This is a genomic window from Pseudovibrio sp. SCP20, from assembly GCF_057774105.1.
The window spans coordinates 312,022-331,065 of record NZ_JBYMDH010000006.1 but is presented as its reverse complement, the minus strand read 5'-3'; the positions used below and the strand labels follow the sequence as shown (position 1 = coordinate 331,065).

Here is a 19,044-nt window from a genome sequence, read left to right as displayed (position 1 = left end):
CGTACGTGATTGAGCGCATTTGGTGATGTCTTGGGAGGCATCGCCACCATATTCTAAATCGGACAAGCGACGTGAACAGGACAAGCAGATCTGAGCGATGGCAGCGGGTCTCCAGTGTTGCACTGGTGACGTTTGCTGTGTTTGCGCTTGTTGTGGCCTGGGTCGTGATGCAGCTCAGCGGCCAGTTTTATATGGCAGACCTGCAAACGCGCAGTCAGGCGACTTTGTCTGTGCAGGCGGCGGGGCTTGAGAAGTATCTCGACAAGTATCGTTTGCTGCCTCCGCTGTTGGCGCGGCGCTCGGACATTGTGCAGATCCTTGCTGAAGATGAGCATGAGCGCGGGCAGAATGTTGCCAAGGTGATTGCGGGCATGTCCGGTGCGCAGGAAGTTTGGTTTCAGAAACCTGATGGCGAGATTGTTGCCTCCAACCTGATCGACAATGCCAGTATGGCTGAGCGGGGCATGTCCTCTTACGCTGATGCTTTGAAGGCGGCGCGGCAGGGGCGGCTTGGGCGTCAGTTGGTGCTCTCTCGCAATGGTGGGCCTGCCAGTTACGTGTTTATCGCGCCGGTTCGGCAAGGCGAGCAGGATTATGGCTTTATTGCTGTGCGTGTGAGCCTTGAGGAGGTGGAGCAGAACTGGGCGCTCTCCAAGGATCGCCTTGTTGCGGTGGACCAGAACGGCATTGTAGTAGCAACCAACCAATCCAGTTGGCGCGGGGAACGACTGTTCGCGCAGCGCACGACACGACGTGGGCGAGTTTCGGGGACGCAAAATGGTGTGATTGACCAGCGTTGGTATGACCTGGACTTTGAGCTGGTGCGTCTGAGCCCGCCTTTCAACAAAACCAACTTCCAGATGATTGAGCAGGAGCTTCCGGTGTTGAACTGGAAGGTGGTGCTGTTTGCAGATACCTCTCAGGTTCGGCAGCAGTCCATCTGGGCGGCTCTGGTGGCATTGCTGCTGTGTGTTGTCAGCGGTGGTTTGTTCTGGATGGCCGGGGAGCGACGGCGGCGATTGCTGGAGCGGATCCGGCAGGACAAGGTTTATGCGGCACGGCTGGAAGAGCGGGTGCATGAGCGAACCCGTGAGCTTTCCAACATGAATGCGTTGCTGGCTCAGGAAGTGAAAGAGCGTGAGGCGGCGGAAAAAGAGCTTCAGCAGGCGCAAGCGGGGCTGGTGCAGTCCGCCAAACTGGCGACTCTGGGCGAGATGTCTGCTGCGATATCCCATGAGTTTAACCAGCCGTTGGGCGCGATCCGCACCCACTCCGAAAATGCGCAGGTGCTGATTGAGACGGGCAAGTCTGATCGGGCGCTGAAGAGCCTTGGCAAGATTGTCGCCATGGTAGAGCGTATGGCGGCGATCAGCCAGATCCTGAAAGGGTTCACCCGAAAAGCAGGGCGTGATCTGGTGCCGGTGAAAGTATCTGCCGTGGTTGGCGAAATCCTGATGCTGACGGGGCCGCGCTGCAAGCAGATGGGTGTGCACACAGAGGTGGTGCAGGAAGATAAGTCGCTTGAGGTGCTGGCCGGGCAAGTGCGCTTGGCGCAGGTGCTGATGAACCTGATGAGCAATGCGCTGGATGCGATGAAAGAGCAACTGGAGCCGCGCATTCGGATCACTGTTTCTCACCGAGAGCAGCAGGTGGTCATTCGGTTTGAGGACAACGGCCCGGGTGTGCCTGAAGATGTTGTTGCCAGCATTTTTGATCCGTTCTTCACCACAAAGGATGTTGGTGAAGGATTGGGGCTTGGTCTTTCCATCGCCTATAAGATAATCGAGGACCTTGAAGGGCAGCTGCACTATGAGCAGTCTGAGCTTGGCGGTGCGTGTTTTGTGATTGTGCTGAAGGACGTCTCGGAGACTTCCGGCGATCCTGAGGAAGAAGAAGTTTAGTATGGACGTATGGGCGATTGATAAAGCCACCATTCTTCTGGTCGATGACGATGAGGATATGCGTGAGGCGCTGGTAGAAGGGCTGGAACTGGCTGACTACCACGTGGTGCCGTTTTCCCGCGCTGAGGAAGCGCTGGAGCATATCACGCATGAGTTCTACGGCGTTTTGGTGAGCGATATCCGTATGCCGAAGATGGGTGGCTTTGATCTGATGAAAGCTGCCTTCGAGATCGACAGCGCGTTGCCCGTTGTGTTGATTACGGGGCATGGTGATGTGCCGCTGGCGGTGGAAGCCATGCGTGCTGGAGCCTATGACTTCAAAGAAAAGCCGTTCCCCGTCAGTGGGTTGGTTGCTGTGGTGGAGCGTGGGCTGGAGAAGCGCCGCCTGACGCTGGAAAACCGTGTGCTGCGTGAGGAGCTGGGCAACCTTTCCGGTCTGGAAGAGCGCATCGTGGGCAAGTCACCCTCCATGGAAGCGCTGCGCAACACGATCACGGCGCTCTCTGGCACTGATGCTGACGTGCTTATTCTGGGTGAGACAGGTTCTGGTAAGGAAGTGGTTGCCCGTGCGCTGCATGAGGAAGGTCTGCGCAAAGATGGACCGTTTGTGGCGCTGAACTGCGGCGCGCTGCCGGCGGATATCATCGAAAGCGAGCTGTTTGGGCACGAGAAAGGTGCATTTACCGGGGCGAGTGGTCAGCGGATCGGTAAGCTTGAGCATGCTCATGGCGGGACGGTGTTTTTGGATGAGATTGAGTCCATGCCGCTCGACTTGCAGGTGAAGCTGCTGCGGGTGTTTGAGACGCGGACGATTGAGCGCCTCGGTTCCAACAAGGCCATTCCGCTGGATCTGCGATTTGTGGCAGCAACTAAGGAAGATCTTGAGGCTGCTTCTAATGAAGGGCGGTTCCGGAAGGATCTGTTCTATCGCCTCAACGTGATCACGCTGGCTATTCCGCCTCTGCGGGAGCGGCTGGAGGATATTCCGGTGCTGTTCCACTATCTGACCCGGGGCGCGCGGGCACGCTATCGCAAAGAAGTCCCTGAGATTTCGAGAGAGTTTCTCTCAGAGCTGATGCAACGTGAGTGGCCGGGTAACGTGCGTGAACTGCGTAACGTAGCGGACCGGTTTGTACTGGGGCTTGAGGGACAACCTAAGGCAGCTGGGGCGGCTGCTGCTGTCGCCGGACCACAAAGCGGTACTCTGGCTGAGCGCGTCAGTGCCTATGAACGCGATATCATTGCCGCTGAACTTGAGAAGAACGACGGCAAAATCAAGCCGACATACGAAGCCCTCTCCGTTTCTCGCAAGGCGCTTTACGAGAAGATGAAGAAGTATGGGCTGAGCAAGGATGAGGTTGGCGAATAGAAATGTGTCGAATTCGACACATTTTTGAATAGTCAATGTTACTTATTCGAAACAAATGCATTTTGAATGATTAGGTGAAATTCCGTAAGTAGCTGTATTTATTATAGGTATTTAAACTGGCACGCAGATTGCTTTTGGTAGTGTGAGGAGCTTCGCTCCGTTCCATCTGGGAGGATACTATGAAGAAGATTATTACTGCTGCCACAGTTGCAGCTGGCATGTTCACCGCTACTCAGGCTGTTGCTGCTGAAGCGTGTGATCCGGGTGAAGTTGTTATCAAGTTCAGTCACGTTGTGTCCGCGACCGGTCACCCAAAAGGTGACTTTGCAACTGCACTTGCTGAGCGCATCAACAATGAGATGAATGGTAAGGCCTGTATGCAGGTTTTCCCAAGCTCCCAGCTGTTTGATGATGACAAAGTGATGGAAGCTCTGCTGCTCGGCGACGTTCAGATCGCTGCGCCTTCTCTTGCGAAATTCGAAGCTTACACACTCAAGTACCGTGTGTTTGACCTTCCGTTCCTGTTCTCCGATATGGATGCAGTGAACAAGTTCACACAGGGTGAAAAAGGTCAGGAACTGTTGGGCGCGATGTCTGACATCGGCTTTGTAGGTCTTGGTTATGTTTACAACGGTATCAAGCACTTCTCAGCAAACAAGCCACTGGTGACACCTGCTGATGCGGCTGGCCTGAAGTTCCGCGTTCAGACCTCTGACGTTGCTGTGGCAATGATTGAAGCGATGGAAGCAAACGCTCAGAAGCTTGCATTTAAAGAAGTGTATGGCGCTCTGCAGACTGGCGTTGTTGATGGTCAGGAAAACACCTGGTCCAACATCTACACCAAGAAGTTCTTTGAAGTTCAGGACGGTATTACAGAAACCAGCCACCAGCTGCTGTCTTACCTGGCTGTGACTTCTCAGGAATGGCTCGACAGCCTTGATCCAGAAGTTCGCGATCAGTTCATCACTATCTTCACTGAAGTGACCAACGATGCGAACGCACGTTCTTCCGCTATCAACGAAGCTAACAAGCAGAAGATCATCGAAGCTGGTGTGGAAGTTCGCACTCTGACACCTGAGCAGCGTCAGCAGTGGGTTGACGTGATGAAGCCTGTATGGGGCAAATTTGCTGATGACATCGGTCAGGATGTGATCGACGCTGCCGTCGCAGCAAACAACTAATCCAACACATTTTGATAGGACCGTCCGGCCATTGGTCGGGCGGACCCTGAAAAACCACAATGGTTTCTTTCTCGGTGCCGCAACACACTGAGAAATGAGAGTGCTGTTGGGGGAGGGCGCTTTGTCTCGACTAAATAAAATAATAGATGCTTTCGAAGAAGGGTTTATTGCCACCATCCTTGCTGTGATGACGCTGGTAACCTTCTGGCAGGTCGTCATGCGGTACGGCTTTAACTCGGGTTGGGGTGGCGCGCTACAGTTCACCCGCGTACTGTTTGCGTGGCTTATTCTCTTCGGTATGAGCTACGGCCTGAAAATTGGCTCACACCTTGGCGTTGATGCTTTCATCCGCCTGTTTCCAAAACCAATCTTCCGCGCATTTGGCCTTCTGGGCGCGTTGGTGACACTGCTTTATGCGGCGCTGCTGTTTGATGCGGACTGGTTTGGTGTGTTGCTCGGACTGGAAAACCGCGGTTCTACCGGTGGTGCGTTCGACTACGTGGCCAAGTACTACAAGCTTCCAATCGGTATGGAAGATCTGAAATTCCCTGAGTGGTATCAGGAGATGTTTGGCGTGAAAGAGCGCGTTCCTCGCTGGTGGGGTTACGTCATTCTGCCAATTGGCCTTGCCCTTCTCGCTTTCCGGTCGCTGCAAATGTGCTGGCTCATTCTCACCGGCCAACGCGACACGATGATTGCTGCGCACGAAGCTGAAGAGCTCGTTGAAGAAAACAAAGACGTGCTGAAGGACTAAGCCCAATGGAAACCGCTGTTCTCTTTTTGCTGCTCTTTGGGCTGCTTCTTATCGGGGCACCAATCGCGATTGCGCTTGGCTTGTCTTCCGTTCTCTATATCGCGCTGTTCTCTCATGACTCCATGAGCTCTGTGACCATTCAGATGTTCAATGCGTCACAGAACTTTACACTGCTCGCGATTCCGTTCTTCATTCTGGCCTCCAGCTTCATGTCCACCGGTGGTGTGGCACGTCGTATCGTGAACTTTGCGGTTGCGACTGTTGGCTGGGTGCGTGGTGGTCTGGCTATGGCTGGCGTGCTGGCCTGTATGATCTTCGCTGCGCTGTCTGGTTCTTCTCCTGCGACCGTGGTTGCGATTGGTACCATTGCGATTGCCGCGATGCGTCAGGCTGGTTACTCCAAGGAGTTTGCTGCCGGCATCATCGCCAACGCTGGTACGCTGGGTATTCTGATCCCACCATCCATCGTGATGGTTGTTTATGCGGCTGCGACCAACGTTTCCGTGGGTCGTATGTTCCTCGCGGGTGTTATTCCGGGCATCGTTGCCGGTCTGATGCTGATGGTGACCATCTACTTCATCGCGCGTAAGAAAAATCTGGCTGCATTGCCGTTTCCAAGCATGAAGGTGCTCTGGACCACGTTTGCTGAAGCTGCCTTTGGTATGTTCCTGATCGTGATCATCCTTGGCGGTATTTATGCTGGTGTGTTCACGCCAACTGAAGCTGCTGCTGTGGCTGCTGTTTATGCGTGTCTGATTGCTCTGTTCATCTACCGTGATATGGGGCCGCTGAAGGATAAGAAGTGGCGTAAGCCGGGTGAAAACCTGATTGAAGCAGTTGGCCGTAACATTGGTCTGCTGGTTCTTTACTTCTTCCCTGCGTTCTTCCACCGCGATACCCGCAAGGTGCTGGTTGAGAGTGGTAAGACCACGATCATGCTGATGTTCATCATCGTGAACGCGCTGCTGTTTGCGCATACGCTGACCGCTGAACGCATTCCGCAGATCATCACTGACTGGATGATTGGTGCTGGCTTCAACTGGTTCACCTTCCTGATTGCAGTGAACATCATCTTGTTGATCGGTGGTCAGTTTATGGAGCCATCTGGCCTGCTGCTGATTGTGGCACCTGTGGTGTTCCCGATTGCGATTGAGCTGGGTGTTGATCCAATCCACCTCGGTATCATCATGGTGGTGAACATGGAGATCGGCATGATCACACCGCCAATCGGACTAAACCTGTTTGTGACGTCGGGCATAACGGGCATGAGTCTGGTGCAGGTGGTGCGTGCTGCTGCGCCGTTCGTGATGGTTCTGCTGGTGTTCCTCGTGTTGGTCACGTACTTGCCGTGGCTCTCCACGGCGCTGCCGACTTACATGATGGGGCCTGAGGTCATCGTCAAATAGCGGAACTGATGAGTTCTTTGAAAGGCCGGGGCATTTGCTCCGGCTTTTTTGTATCTCCACTGATTTGCAGCAAATTCGCCGAATTAGCTTAGGCTGATTTTCGGGGTAAAATGCGACAATAAAGGTTCCCCAATGTTTGTGTGAGGAGCCGATGAAGAGAGCGATCGTTTCTATCATTTTCGCTCTGGGCGTTGCTTTTGCTTCACCTGCGTTCGCCCAGATTGAGTGTAAGCCTGGCGAAGTTGTCATCAAGTTCAGCCATGTTGTGCCGCCGAGAGGCCATCCTAAGGGGGATTTTGCGCGCATGCTGGCGGAGCGGGTGAACTCCGAGATGAATGGCAGGGCGTGTATGCAGGTGTTTCCCTTTTCCCAGCTTTATGATGATGAGAAGGTGATGGAAGCCCTGATATTAGGTGATGTGCAGCTGGCGGCGCCTTCTCTTTCAAAGCTGGAAGTTTACACCAACAAGTACCGGCTCTTTGATCTGCCTTTCCTGTTTGAGGATATGGATGCGGTGCAGCGGTTTACTGCCAGTGAGCAAGGGCAGGAGCTGCTTGATGTGATGTCTGACTTTGGGGTTGTTGGACTTGGGTATCTCTTCGATGGCCTGAAGCACTTTTCTGCAGACAAGCCGTTGCTCGTTCCTTCTGATGGAGCAGGACTGAAATTCCGCGTGCAGAACTCTGATGTGGCTGTGGCGATGATTGAGGCGATGGGGGCGAGTGCTCAGAAGCTGGCGTTTAAGGAAGTCTACGGGGCGTTACAGCTGGGTGTTGTTGATGGGCAGGAGAACAGCTGGTCCAACATCTTCACGTCACGCTTCTATGAGGTCCAGAACGGGATTACCGAGACCAATCATCAACTGCTGGCCTATGTGGTGTTCGCACCCAAGGAATGGTTGGAGAGCCTTGACCCTGATTTGCGGGATCAGTTTCTGAAGATCTTCCAAGAAACGTTGGTGAAAGCCAATGCACAAGCGGCTCAGACCAGCGAAGAGAACCGGCAACGGATTGTTGATGCAGGCTACACCGTGCGTGAGCTGACACCTGAGCAGCGCCAGCAGTGGGTGGATGTGATGCGGCCTGTGTGGGGTGACTTTGAGGATCAGATCGGCAAGGACCTGATTGCAGCGGCTGTGGCTGCTAATACGCCCGAGGACAACTGATGGCTTTCAGATAGGCTCTCCGTAGCTATTGCGCGCGCGTATCTTATTCGTATGATCAATGTTGATCATGTAATAGGTGCGCCATGTCTGAGGTTATTTATCTTTCCGCCAAAGAAGCTGCCAATGAGTTGGGTGTGCGCCCAGCTACGCTTTATGCCTATGTGAGCCGTGGGCTTGTTCGCTCCGTTCAGGGGCCGGGGCGCACCCGGCTTTATGATGCTTCTGACATCCGTTTTCTGAGAAGTCGCCGAGCTGGTGAAGGCGTGGAAGACAAGGAAGGGCAATCCCGCAGCGCAGCGGCCAAGGGCGTGTTGGAGACAAAGCTTACCCTTCTGACTGAAGATGGGCACTACTATCGGGGACAGTCTGCGCTTGAGTTGGCGAAGGCGGGGACGCTGGAGAGCGTGGCGACGTTGTTGTGGGACTGCGAGAATGATCCGTTTGCTCAGCCTGCTCCAAAGGGCGTTGGAGGCTTCAGCTCGCACCAGAGGCCCGTTGAGCGGGCGATTGTTGCTTTGTGTTCGTGGCCGGAGCAGGACAACGCGGCTTATACGCTGTCTCAGGAGCTTTTGAAGAAGAAGGGCGCGAGCCTCATTCGCCTGGCTGCCAGTGCACTCTTGATGCAGGAACCAAGCACAGATCCGATGCATAGGCAGATTGCTCAGGCTTGGGAGATCAAGGATGAGAAGGCCATTGATCTGATCCGTGCGACGCTGGTTTTGTGTGCGGACCATGAGCTGAACACCAGTGCCTATGCTGTGCGATGTGCTGCTTCTACCCGAGCACCGCTGCATGCGGTTCTAGTATCCGGGCTTGGGGCGTTCATGGGTCCAAGACATGGAACAAATGCAGAGCGTGTGCTGAGTTGGCTGAAGCATATTCATGATGTTGACGATATAGAGAAGGTGCTGCAAGAGCGTTGTATGAACGGCGAATATCTGCCGGGATTGGGCCATTCTATCTATGGTGGGATGGACCCTCGGGGCAAATTCCTATTAGACAAACTCATTCAAAGTGAGCTGAATCACCCACTCATTGAATTGATTCCGCCTTTGCTGGAAAGGTCGCGTGAGCTGTTTGGAAAGCCCGTGAATGTGGATATTCCACTAGCACTTTTGGAGCAGATTCTCGCGCTACCAAAAAATTCCGCCGGAATTTTGTTTTGTATTTCAAGAATTAGCGGATGGATCGCGCAAGCGCTGGAACAATATCAAATGCAAGAACAAATACGTCCGCGTGCTGCATATGTTGGTATTCGTCCAACCTGAAGCACGGCACAGTTGAATAGTTAATTTTTTTGATCTTTAACCTGAGCGTGTATCTTAGCATTATTCTATGGTTTCCTAGCGTAAAATTCAGGAAATTATGTTCTTTCTCTGTAATTATATTTGTATCGATTATTTATTCTGATTATCTATAAGTATTCCTTAGATTATCAATAATTGAGTAGTTGCCTATCGATGTTATCTATTGTGGAAATGTGGCTTTTTACATAATTTTTGACGTGACCTAGTTGATTTGAGGGTGTTCAAATTGGGGAGGCGCTATGTTACGTCTACATCATTAATTGGAATATTCGTTGTATCTCTCACTCTATCAAGAATAAGGCATTTCATGAATCGTTTGCCCCCTTTGAATGCTTTGGTCGCGTTTCGTGCAGTTATGGAAACTGGGAGTTTGGTTTCAGCGGCCCAAAAGCTAGCGATTACTGCTAGTGCGGTCAGTCACCGGCTCAAAGCGCTGGAGGATCACTTGGGTCTGGAGCTGTTTGAGCGTCGGTCCCGTGCTGTGTTCCCAACTGCGGCCGCTTATAGATATGCCTCAGAAATTGCAGAGGCGTTTGACAGAATTTCGACTGCGACGCGCACTATTGAAGCTGTCGGGAATAGAGATACGTTGAGTATCCATTGTTCTTCCAGCTTTGCGAGTAACTGGTTGCTGCGCCGCCTTCGCTCCTTTACTGCGCACAACTCTGAAATCACAGTAACTGTCTCAAGCAGTGGTGCTGATCAGAGTATTGAAGGCGGTCTTTATGACCTTGTCTTCACGCGCCAATCTAACACTCCGGATGAGTTTGAAGAGCTGACACTGGGACGTGAAAAGTTCCGTCCTCTGATTTCACCGGAACTGCTGGATACGCTTGGTTATCCGAAGAAGCCGAATGAGCTGCTGAAGCTGCCGATTATTCGCAGTGAAGGGGCTACGGTTTCCTGGGAAACATGGTTGTCTGAGGCTGGTGTTCCAAACCCAATCGTCAATGAGATGATGGTGTTTGAGAATGCAGCGCTTGCTCTGGATGCCGCTGAGAAGGGCTTTGGCATTGTGCTGGAATCCAACCTTCTGAGTGCAGAAGCAGAGACTGCTGGTCGCCTTGTGCCGATTTTCCCTGAGTATCAGCGGGATGGTCGTGAGCATAAGCTGATGTGGCGTGAGAAGCGTGGTGCGGAACCAAAAATCCGTAGCTTCCGTGATTGGTTGGAAAGCCAGCTGCGTTACGACTTTGTCGATGAAGAAGCGTATGAGCCGGTTGCGGCGCTTGTCGACTAAAAGGCATTACGGCATGTGACTGGTATCGGGCGGGCAACTGCCAGTTTGCATTGCTGAGTGTTTGATTTGGGTGGGTACGTATGTGCCCACCCATTTTCGTTTTCAGAAAACGATTTTGTATCTGATGTGCTTTGAGGAACTGAATTTTTACAGTCAGTTCGTGAGGGCTAGGGCCTGCCCATCTACCTGAGACAAAATTCTTCTGTTCATCCTTGATGAAATCCCTTAGAAGCACCGTAAACAGGCGCTCCTTTGCTGTTTCCCAAAGACAAAGTATGAGGCGCCGCTCAATAGCTCCATAAAAGAGCTTTAGAAAACACCAGAGAATTTGGTCGCCAGAATGAGAACCTCAGAACTCCTGATGCCTGCGGGCAACTTGCAGAAGCTTAAGATTGCCGTTCTTTACGGAGCAGATGCAATCTACCTTGGTACGCCAGATATGTCCCTGCGCACGAAGGCAGAGTTTACGCTTGAGCAGGTCGTTGAAGGCATTGAGTTTGCGCACAAACACGGCAAACGTGTTTACCTGACGCTGAACCTATTCTCTCACAACAAGGACGTTCCTAAGCTGAAGGAATATGCGGAGACCATTCGCGATATCAATCCAGATGGTTTGATCATTGCTGATCCGGGCGTGTTCCAGTTTATGCGTAAAGAACTGCCGAACGTGCCGCTGCACATCTCCACGCAGGCGAACGTGTGCTCCTGGCTTTCCGTTGACTTCTGGAAAGAGCAGGGCGCGGATCTGGTTGTTTTGGCCCGTGAAGTTTCCTTCCCAGAGCTTTCTGAGATTCGTGAGAAGTGCCCGGATATCCGCCTTGAAGCGTTTGTTCATGGTGCGATGTGTATGACCTATTCCGGTCGCTGCCTGCTTTCCAACTTCATGGCGGAGCGTGGCGCGAACCAGGGGAACTGCGCGAACTCCTGCCGCTGGAACTACAAAGTGCGCATGCGCATGAAAGATGGCACCATCAACGAGCTTGAGCTGAACGAAGACAATATCGGCATGTTCGAGTTCCTGCTGGAAGAAGGCTGCCGTCCGGGCGAGCTGATGCCAATTCTGGAAGACGGTCGTGGGTCATACATTCTGAACTCCAAAGACCTCTGCCTGATGCCGAAGCTCAATGACTACCTGCGCATTGGTGTGGACTCGCTGAAAGTGGAAGGCCGCAACAAGTCCATGTACTACGTGGCTGTTGTTGCACGTGCCTACCGCATGGCGATTGATGACTATTACCGTGATCCGGAGAACTGGAACCCGCAGAAGTACATGGACGAGATGTACAGCGTTGCCAATCGTGGCTACACCACTGCGTTCCACGAAGGCCGCCTGAACAATTACGCTCACAACTACGAAGATACGCATTCCATCGGTGAATGGGAATTTGCGGGTATCATTGAGGATGTAACAGACGAAGCCTTCTACATGAAGGTGAAGAACAAGATCGTCGCTGGTGAGGTTCTGGAGTTCTTGCAGCCATTGTCTGATGACAGCATCCTGCTGCGTATCTACGACTTTGAAGATGCGAAGTCTGGTGAGATGACGCAGGAAGTACAGGCTGGTAAGCAACCGGTTGTGCGTATTCCATTCACACTGTTTGATAAAGAAGATGCAGCGACGTTCAAAGAGCGCTTCCCGGTTAACACTGTGGTGCGTAAAGAACGTCCGTTGACCCCAGAGCAGTGGAGCCGCCTGAAGTTGGACCGCACCGCGGAGCGCATTGAAGCACGTGGTGAAGTGACTGACGCACAGCAGAACAAGTATGAGAGCCAGCGTGACCGCCTGATTGATGCGATTGCAGAAGGCAGTCAGGATCGTAAGCCGAAATCTCCACGCCTTGGTCTGGAAGGGTGCTGTGGTCGTGGCTGTAACGGCTGCATGATCTTCTGGGAAGATCCTAAGTTTGAGAAAGCGCGTGAAATTCTGAAAACCAAGAAGCAGGGTGAGATGCTTGCCCGCAACGCGTTGAAGCATGAAGTCAGCTGATAGCTTAGCATAACTTATGCATTGTGAGCCCCGGTCTGAGAAGGCCGGGGCTTTTGTTTTGCTTGGCCTCTGCGGGAACCTACTGAAGTTTCAGGTAAATATCATATTTATTAGGATGGTTAACTATTATTAGTATTAATTTATGTATGTTTGAAACATGAGTCCTCCGAATTCATGTAAGTGACGTTGGGATAGTTGCGCTGATTGTACTGGATGACTTGTCGTGGGGTACGTAAATACGCTGATCTTACTTATTTGATGCTCATCTCGCTCGGATGAGCTGCGTGGATGAGAAGGCGGCGTGTCGGGGATTATCTGCACTGGATGTGCAGTTTAGAAGGTAATTCGAGATGAATTGGTCCGGTATGTTGAAGGGCTCACCAAAAGCTCAGGCATCACATGAAGCGGATGTGGAACTCATCAGTCGTGAGGGTATTGATGCACTTCTGTTGGCTCTGATGGAGGATCGTCCGCTGCCTGAAGTGGATGGAGTTTCACCAGATCTTTATCAGCGATTTGAGGCGCTGAAACAGAAGATGGATACTCAAGACGAGACCACTCTTGGTCAGACGGTAGAGTACTCGTTGCAGGCCAGTGAATCCATGGCGGCGATCTCTCAGATCACCTGGCATATTCGTAAAGCGGATGAAGGTGCGCAGACGATCGCAACTGGCGTTGAAGAACTGAACGTTTCGTTCTCTGAAATCGCCTCCAGTGCGCAAGGTGCAGCGGATGCCGTTGAATCTGCCAATGTCGCCATGCAGCAAGGGGAGGCTGCGACGCGTGAGTCCGCAGATGCGAGCCAACATATCGGGCAATTCTTTGAGACAATGATTGAGGCCGCAAATGAGTTGACGGCAGCAGCAGTGCAGATTGGCACCTTCGTTGGCACGATTGAGGGCCTTGCAAAGCAGACCAACCTGCTTGCGCTGAATGCGACGATTGAAGCGGCACGAGCTGGAGAGGCCGGCAAAGGTTTTGCGGTTGTGGCGTCCGAGGTGAAGGATCTATCTGGCCAGACCCAGCAGGCGACTGATGACATCCGGACCCGGATCGAGACACTTCAGGGCCATGTGAATGATGTGAACTCCTCTGTGAGTGATGCGCAGTCGCTGGTGGGTAAGAGCATAGATAACTCTCAGAATGCTGAAAGCCTGATTTCTGAAGTGCTCCGTGATGTCGGTGTTGCAAGCACCCAGATGCGCGAGATTGCGCGCCAGTTGACCCAGCAGGAAGAAGCGACGCATGAGATCAATCGCGGCGTTCATTCCATCGCGGGTCATGCGCGTGATGTGAATGAGCGGATTGAGCATGTAATCCAGACCGTTGCTCAGTCAGAATCCATCGTTGAAGAACAGTTCACCGAGTTTGAGAAGCGTGGCGTGCCGAACTTCATTCTGCATCGTGCTAAGGCAGACCACATCATCTGGAAGAAACGCCTTGCTGAAATGTCCGTAGGCCTCAGCAGCTTGCAGGTGACTGAGCTTTCCGATCATCACCAGTGTCGTCTTGGTAAGTGGTATGACAAGGTGGAAGATCCTCGCGTGCGCGATAGCCTTGCTTTCAAGAAACTTCTGCCCGTTCACGCTGAAGTACACGAACAAGGCAAAGAATGCGCCCGCATGCTGGAAACTGGCAACCACGAAGGTGCCGACGCCGCTTACAAGCGCATGGAGACCGCATCCGTCGACGTCCTCCGCTACCTGGATGAGCTACTGACCCGTCGGTGAAGAGGTTTGCTTGTTGTGTGATTGATGAAGCGGTCAGGTTGACTGACTGCTTTTGGCATAGTGCGTATCCTGATTTTGCAGAGAGCGTGTGCTGGTGGCTGATTAAACGTTCTGTGCGAGCATCTATGCTGTTTTGACAGCAGGTTTATTAGTCGAAAACGGTTTTGTTCTCAGCTGATGCTTATGCTGGCAGTTCGCGGACAGATTTTGATGCTGGTGGGGAGCACAGTAGGGTGGGATGAACGATTATTACTTAGTGTAGATCAAAAGACACGGCATCATTTGATTGTTGTTTGGTTTTTCTGTTTTGGACGAAACTAGCTAACCTTTTATGCCGTAAGCGACGCCATTAGATGTGTTTCATTGAATTAAGTAATTGAATTGTATTTTGGAATCTAATTTCGCAGAGATATTGAAATGTATGTGTTCCTCTTCAATTTAAATGATCTCTGTGTACGACAATCAGGGCATCGCTTGTTTCATTCTGTCATTGCCTCAATTGCTTAGTCGGTTAGCCTGTAAGGCAACTTTCTCCGCGTAGATTTATCATTTTATATCTAGTTGGTCTCATTTAGGAGATACTAAAATATTCAGGTGACCGCTCAAGCTGGCATCAGTTTCGTGCTGACTTGGGGCCATTCATGAAATCCGGATTTAATATTCTTGCTTGCTGCACGCTGCTGCTAACGGGGGCGTGTGCTCAGATGCCTAAAGATGTTCTTCAGGTAAGTGAAAAGCACAGGGTTATGAAGGTAGCTCAATCCAGAAAAGTTGCGACACCAAAAAAGAAAGAGGTTCTTTTGGCTGGTGCCGCCGCCTTGCAGGATATGGGGTTCACCATTGATCAAAGTGATCCTGAGCTTGGGCTTGTGGTCGGGTCAAAGCAACGCGATGCCACTGATGGTGGACAGATTGCTCTTGCTGTGGTTGGCGCGACCTTGACGACGCTGCTGGCTGGGCCTGCTGCTGGTGTTAACGGTTTTCGATATGATGATGAGCAGGTTGTCAGAGCTTCTTTGATTGCAGGTGACGGTGCCGACGAAACGGATCTTCGCATCAGCGTGCAACGTGTGGTTCTGGATCAGCGCGGCAAGGTTTCAAAGGCTGAAACGATCCGCGATGAAGAGCTCTACACTCAGTTTTACGAGACACTTGGTGGATCCATTCCATGGGAAGTCACAGGAGGTTAGAATGGTATTGAGGCGATCTCAGATAGTAGCTTGCGCAGCCATTCTGGCCATGAGCTTTGGAGCAACAGGTTGTCAGATGAACTCCAAGGACAATGTCTTTGACATTGAAGCAGCAGAGCAAAGTGGCTTACGGCAAGTGCAATCTCGAACCTTTAAGGTTGAAGACAAAGACAAGACAATGCGCTCTGTGATGACAACCATGCAAGACATGGGATTTGTTATCGGGAACGCTGATAAAGATCTGGGCACTGTCAGTGGTACCAAGCTGGACGGGTACCAGTTAAGGATGACGGTGAGTGTTGTTCCAATCGTTGATGGACAGATGCTCGTGCGTGCAAATGCATCCTACAACAACAAGCCGATAGATTCTGAAGCTGCTTACAATGACTACTTTAGCGTTCTGGAGAAAGAACTGAAGGTTCCCGCGCAAGAGTTGGGCTAATCTCTTCGAGCTTATTGAAAAAGCCCGGGCAGGAGGTGCGCCGGGCTTTGGGTGTGTTGTTTTTTATTCTGTTATTTGGTTTGTTTGGCTCAGAGAGAGGCCATTGACCTCTCTAAATCTTTCAAGATCAGACCGGGATGACGACCCAGTAATCCAGATCGAGGATCACGCCGTCTTCGTATTTCCCTTCTTCGTTTTTATAAGGGAAATCTCCGCAGGTGAGATCTTTAGTAGCGACGAGGCGCAGGCGCATGGCTGCAATGTCGCTTCTGCCTTCAATCCGCTTTTTGTCCAGCACTTCAGACCATGCATAAACGGTGTCGCCTGCGAAGAGCGGGGCAACGTGGCGTCCTGCATTGATGCCTGTGATGTGGAATGCATTGCCCAAACCATTGAAAGACAACGCACGTGCGAGCGAGATGACGTGACCGCCGTAGATCAGGCGTTTGCCGAAGCGGCTGTTCTTCTCACTGTGGTGATTGAAGTGGACCTTCGCCGTGTTCTGGTAGAGACGTGTCGCCAGCTGATGCTCAGCTTCTTCCACGGTCATACCATCAACGTGATCGATCTTCTCACCCACTTCGTAGTCATCAAAGCGGAATGGAGATCCGGACAGGTCAAAGTCCCAATTCTCGATGGATAGCTCCGGAACGGCTTGTCCCAGAGTGTCTTCAGAAACGCCTTCTGGCAACTCCGGCAGGGTGGTTTCTGGTGCGGGCGCGTTTTCATCACGCTTCTTCACCATGACCCAGCGGGTGTATTCCAGAACCTTTTCAGGGTTTCCTGGCTCCTTGTGGCGATAGCCAGTAGAGCGCACATAAACAACACCGGTTTTGCCGTTTGAGTTTTCTTTCAGCCCGATGACTTCTGACGTGGCAGAGAGCGTATCTCCGGCATAGACAGGCATCAGGAAACGGCAATCGGAGTAACCCAGATTGGCGACGGCATTTAGTGAAATATCTCCCACTGTTTTGCCGAAGACCACGTGAAAGACTAATAAGTCATCCAGTGGGTAATACGGGTAGCCAATTTCTTCTGCAAAAGCAGTTCCCGACTGTACCGCAAATCGAGATCCGTACAATGCAGTATAAAGAGCAGTATCTCCTTCGTTTATTGTCTTTGGTGTTCCATGTCTTATGACCTGGCCCACGTGAAAATCTTCAAAAAAGTTACCGCAAGACGTTTTTGTCTTAACCGCAGTTAACGTCATGTATGTAGTCCCCCAACAACAACACGGCAGGCATTGAATAAGAAGTATTTTTAGTTATCAAGCAACACCTTAGAAGGTTGACACTTCGCATAGTATCTGTCGCTTTTGATCTTTTTTCTTTTGCCTTTGTATTTTCCTTAGTTGTCCGATTGACTTGTTTTATTAAACAAATTCAATAGCTTGACGGATAATGTGGTGGTTCCCGCACTCCGTGCTCCAGATGATCGACAAAAAAGCTCGAGAGAAACGAGCAAGCTTTCTGTCCGTTTGAACCCCTTTATATCTCAGAATCAGGAGAAATGAGCAAATTAAATGTAGATATTAGTTAGGTAATTGTGTCGTGTTTTTAGCTGAACCTACATCCTGACGTTGAAATTGTAGGATTGTGCAAGCGAATCACTAAAAATGTTAGCAAATCTCAGCTGATTCACTTGAGAGGCTGAAGTAGTGATGTTCACTGTTTGGCCCCCTAAAACCGCAGGTTTTTCTTCCAGATCAACGCGTTACTATGAGTAGAGGGAGGTTTGTGCCCATGGTGAGCTTTTTCTGGCGGATTGTTGGTGTTGTATTGCTGGCTTGGGTCGCGTGGGATCTTTATGCGGGATACACGCTTCTCTATGACGTGATCTACAGATCTGTTGATCCTTTGATGTACTGGATCGGTATTGCGCTTTGGACTGCTCTTGGCCTTAGCTGCTTCTTCTCATCAAGTAGTCAGGATTAAGGCGGCAATTTCTCAATTGATCGGGATGAGGTTGGTTGTATCCTTGAAACAATGGATGCTGGCGGTGGTTTCTGCCGCAGTATGTTGAGCTTTGGTTCAGGGAGGTTGTGATGTCAGAGAGAACCCTTATTTCTTCAGGTTCACCTTTTGAAAAGACAGCCGGATATTCTCGCGCTGTTGTCGATGGTGACTTCGTTCATGTTTCTGGAACGACCGGTTACGATTATTCCACTATGCAGATGCCAGAGGATGTTGGCGCACAAACCGTCAATATTCTTGAGACTATTAAGGGGGCGCTTGCTGAGGCAGGATGTTCGCTTAATGACGTTGTGCGCGCGCGCTATTACGTAACTGACCGGAGTAATGTTGAGGCGGTGTTTGCTGTTCTTGGCGAGTATTTTGGCGACATTCGACCTGCAGCAACGATGGTTATCTGTGATCTTATCAAAGAAGAGATGAAGGTTGAAATTGAGGTGACGGCGCGTAGAGGCTGAACCCGATTTATCTCCGGCTTTTAACTGGTAAGCTGCTTGCTCATGAGGTGAGCGTTAAGACTTTTAGCTTTCTGGTCTTATCGCCAGTTGAAAGATCGATTGCCTTAGCTATATAGGCAGATCATAGAGGGACAAAAGCAGTCTGTTTTGCTGACAAGCTGCTTTCAAGGATTAACTTCGCTCATCCCCGAAGGCCTTTGGCTTTTGGAGATGGCTTTAAAGAGATGGCGACGAATGACTGATTTTCCGAAAGAACTGCTGGCTGGATATGGCCTTTATAAAGAACGGATTTATAGCCAGTTTGAAGAGGAATATCAAAACCTCGCCATCTATGGCCAAGAGCCTGAAGTTATGGTGATTTCCTGCTGTGATAGCCGGGTGACGCCTGAAGGCATTTTCCACGCGCAACCGGGCGAGTTGTTCGTGGTGCGTAATGTGGCGAACCTTGTGCCTCCGTTTATTCAGGGTGGCGGTACACACGGCACCAGTGCCGCGCTTGAGTATGCGGTGACTGGCCTGAAGGTGAAGCACCTTGTTGTTCTGGGCCACTGTAAGTGCGGTGGTGTACAGGCGTTCCGTGAGAGTAATGGTAAGCTGAGCAAGACCGGCCAGTTTGTCGGTCCGTGGATCAAGATGCTGGAGCCTGCTGCGATTACGCTGGCTTGTACTCCGGTAGACAAGAACGAAGACCCTCAGCTCGCATTGGAATATGCTGGTATTCGCCAGAGCCTGAAGAACCTGATGACTTTCCCGTTCATTGAGAAGCTGGTCACCCAGGGTAACCTGCATATTCATGGTGCGTGGTTTGATATTGGGTCTGGCTCCTTGCGTGTCATGAACAAAGAAACAGAGATTTTTGAAGATGCTCAGGATTTGCGGGCTCGCATGAAAGAGCAGGAAACTGCTGAGCATGTTCCTGCGACTGCGGAAGAGAAAAAATAAGC

Annotated in this window: 16 protein-coding genes; 15 read left to right on the top strand and 1 reads right to left on the bottom strand. The window is 51.3% G+C overall.

Annotation, left to right across the window (positions count from 1 at the left end):
• The first annotated feature begins 71 nt into the window (after positions 1-71).
• The 12 genes from AC3CB2_RS21930 (at position 72) to AC3CB2_RS21875 (ending at position 15,672) form a co-directional block, all read left to right on the top strand.
• Complete coding sequence (locus AC3CB2_RS21930; RefSeq protein ID WP_352936401.1) at positions 72-1,901, top strand: sensor histidine kinase; 1,830 nt, start codon at positions 72-74, stop codon at positions 1,899-1,901.
• 1 nt (position 1,902) lies between these two features.
• Positions 1,903-3,270, top strand: coding sequence for a sigma-54-dependent transcriptional regulator (locus tag AC3CB2_RS21925; RefSeq protein ID WP_014287141.1), 1,368 nt, complete (start codon positions 1,903-1,905; stop codon positions 3,268-3,270).
• Between the two features lie 179 nt (positions 3,271-3,449).
• Positions 3,450-4,451, top strand: a complete 1,002-nt coding sequence (locus AC3CB2_RS21920; RefSeq protein ID WP_008551419.1) for a DctP family TRAP transporter solute-binding subunit — start codon at positions 3,450-3,452, stop codon at positions 4,449-4,451.
• Between the two features lie 121 nt (positions 4,452-4,572).
• Positions 4,573-5,205, top strand: a complete 633-nt coding sequence (locus AC3CB2_RS21915; protein ID WP_008551724.1) for a TRAP transporter small permease — start codon at positions 4,573-4,575, stop codon at positions 5,203-5,205.
• A 5-nt stretch (positions 5,206-5,210) separates the two neighbouring features.
• Entirely contained in the window at positions 5,211-6,611 is a 1,401-nt protein-coding gene (locus tag AC3CB2_RS21910; RefSeq protein ID WP_352936398.1) for a TRAP transporter large permease, read from the top strand.
• 151 nt (positions 6,612-6,762) lie between these two features.
• Positions 6,763-7,776 (top strand): DctP family TRAP transporter solute-binding subunit, encoded by a 1,014-nt coding sequence (locus AC3CB2_RS21905; RefSeq protein WP_352936396.1) that lies wholly within the window; start codon positions 6,763-6,765, stop codon positions 7,774-7,776.
• A gap of 83 nt (positions 7,777-7,859) precedes the next feature.
• On the top strand, positions 7,860-9,044 hold the full coding sequence (locus AC3CB2_RS21900; protein ID WP_352936394.1) for a citrate/2-methylcitrate synthase: 1,185 nt from the start codon (positions 7,860-7,862) through the stop codon (positions 9,042-9,044).
• Positions 9,045-9,390: 346 nt separating this feature from the next.
• The gene (locus tag AC3CB2_RS21895; protein ID WP_014287137.1) at positions 9,391-10,323 is read left to right on the top strand and encodes a LysR substrate-binding domain-containing protein; all 933 of its coding nucleotides are present in this window, start codon (positions 9,391-9,393) and stop codon (positions 10,321-10,323) included.
• Between the two features lie 340 nt (positions 10,324-10,663).
• Positions 10,664-12,310, top strand: a complete 1,647-nt coding sequence (locus AC3CB2_RS21890; protein ID WP_352936392.1) for a U32 family peptidase — start codon at positions 10,664-10,666, stop codon at positions 12,308-12,310.
• 350 nt (positions 12,311-12,660) lie between these two features.
• Positions 12,661-14,040: a methyl-accepting chemotaxis protein gene (locus AC3CB2_RS21885; RefSeq protein ID WP_352936390.1), complete on the top strand. Its 1,380-nt coding sequence runs from the start codon at positions 12,661-12,663 to the stop codon at positions 14,038-14,040.
• Between the two features lie 704 nt (positions 14,041-14,744).
• The gene (locus AC3CB2_RS21880; RefSeq protein ID WP_352936388.1) at positions 14,745-15,230 is read left to right on the top strand and encodes a hypothetical protein; all 486 of its coding nucleotides are present in this window, start codon (positions 14,745-14,747) and stop codon (positions 15,228-15,230) included.
• A gap of 1 nt (position 15,231) precedes the next feature.
• Positions 15,232-15,672 carry a hypothetical protein gene (locus AC3CB2_RS21875; protein WP_352936386.1) on the top strand — a complete coding sequence of 147 codons (441 nt, stop codon included), beginning with the start codon at positions 15,232-15,234 and terminating at the stop codon, positions 15,670-15,672.
• A gap of 127 nt (positions 15,673-15,799) precedes the next feature.
• On the opposite strand, the gene AC3CB2_RS21870 is transcribed toward AC3CB2_RS21875, so the two are convergent.
• Positions 15,800-16,882 carry a MaoC family dehydratase gene (locus tag AC3CB2_RS21870; protein ID WP_054785614.1) on the bottom strand — a complete coding sequence of 361 codons (1,083 nt, stop codon included), beginning with the start codon at positions 16,880-16,882 and terminating at the stop codon, positions 15,800-15,802.
• Between the two features lie 532 nt (positions 16,883-17,414).
• Between AC3CB2_RS21870 and AC3CB2_RS21865 the strand changes: the two genes are divergently transcribed.
• From AC3CB2_RS21865 to AC3CB2_RS21855, 3 genes are all read left to right on the top strand, one after another.
• Positions 17,415-17,606 (top strand): hypothetical protein, encoded by a 192-nt coding sequence (locus AC3CB2_RS21865; protein ID WP_014287134.1) that lies wholly within the window; start codon positions 17,415-17,417, stop codon positions 17,604-17,606.
• Between the two features lie 110 nt (positions 17,607-17,716).
• Positions 17,717-18,100, top strand: a complete 384-nt coding sequence (locus tag AC3CB2_RS21860) for a RidA family protein (protein ID WP_014287133.1) — start codon at positions 17,717-17,719, stop codon at positions 18,098-18,100.
• 234 nt (positions 18,101-18,334) lie between these two features.
• Positions 18,335-19,042, top strand: a complete 708-nt coding sequence (locus AC3CB2_RS21855) for a carbonic anhydrase (RefSeq protein WP_008551562.1) — start codon at positions 18,335-18,337, stop codon at positions 19,040-19,042.
• Positions 19,043-19,044: the final 2 nt, after the last annotated feature.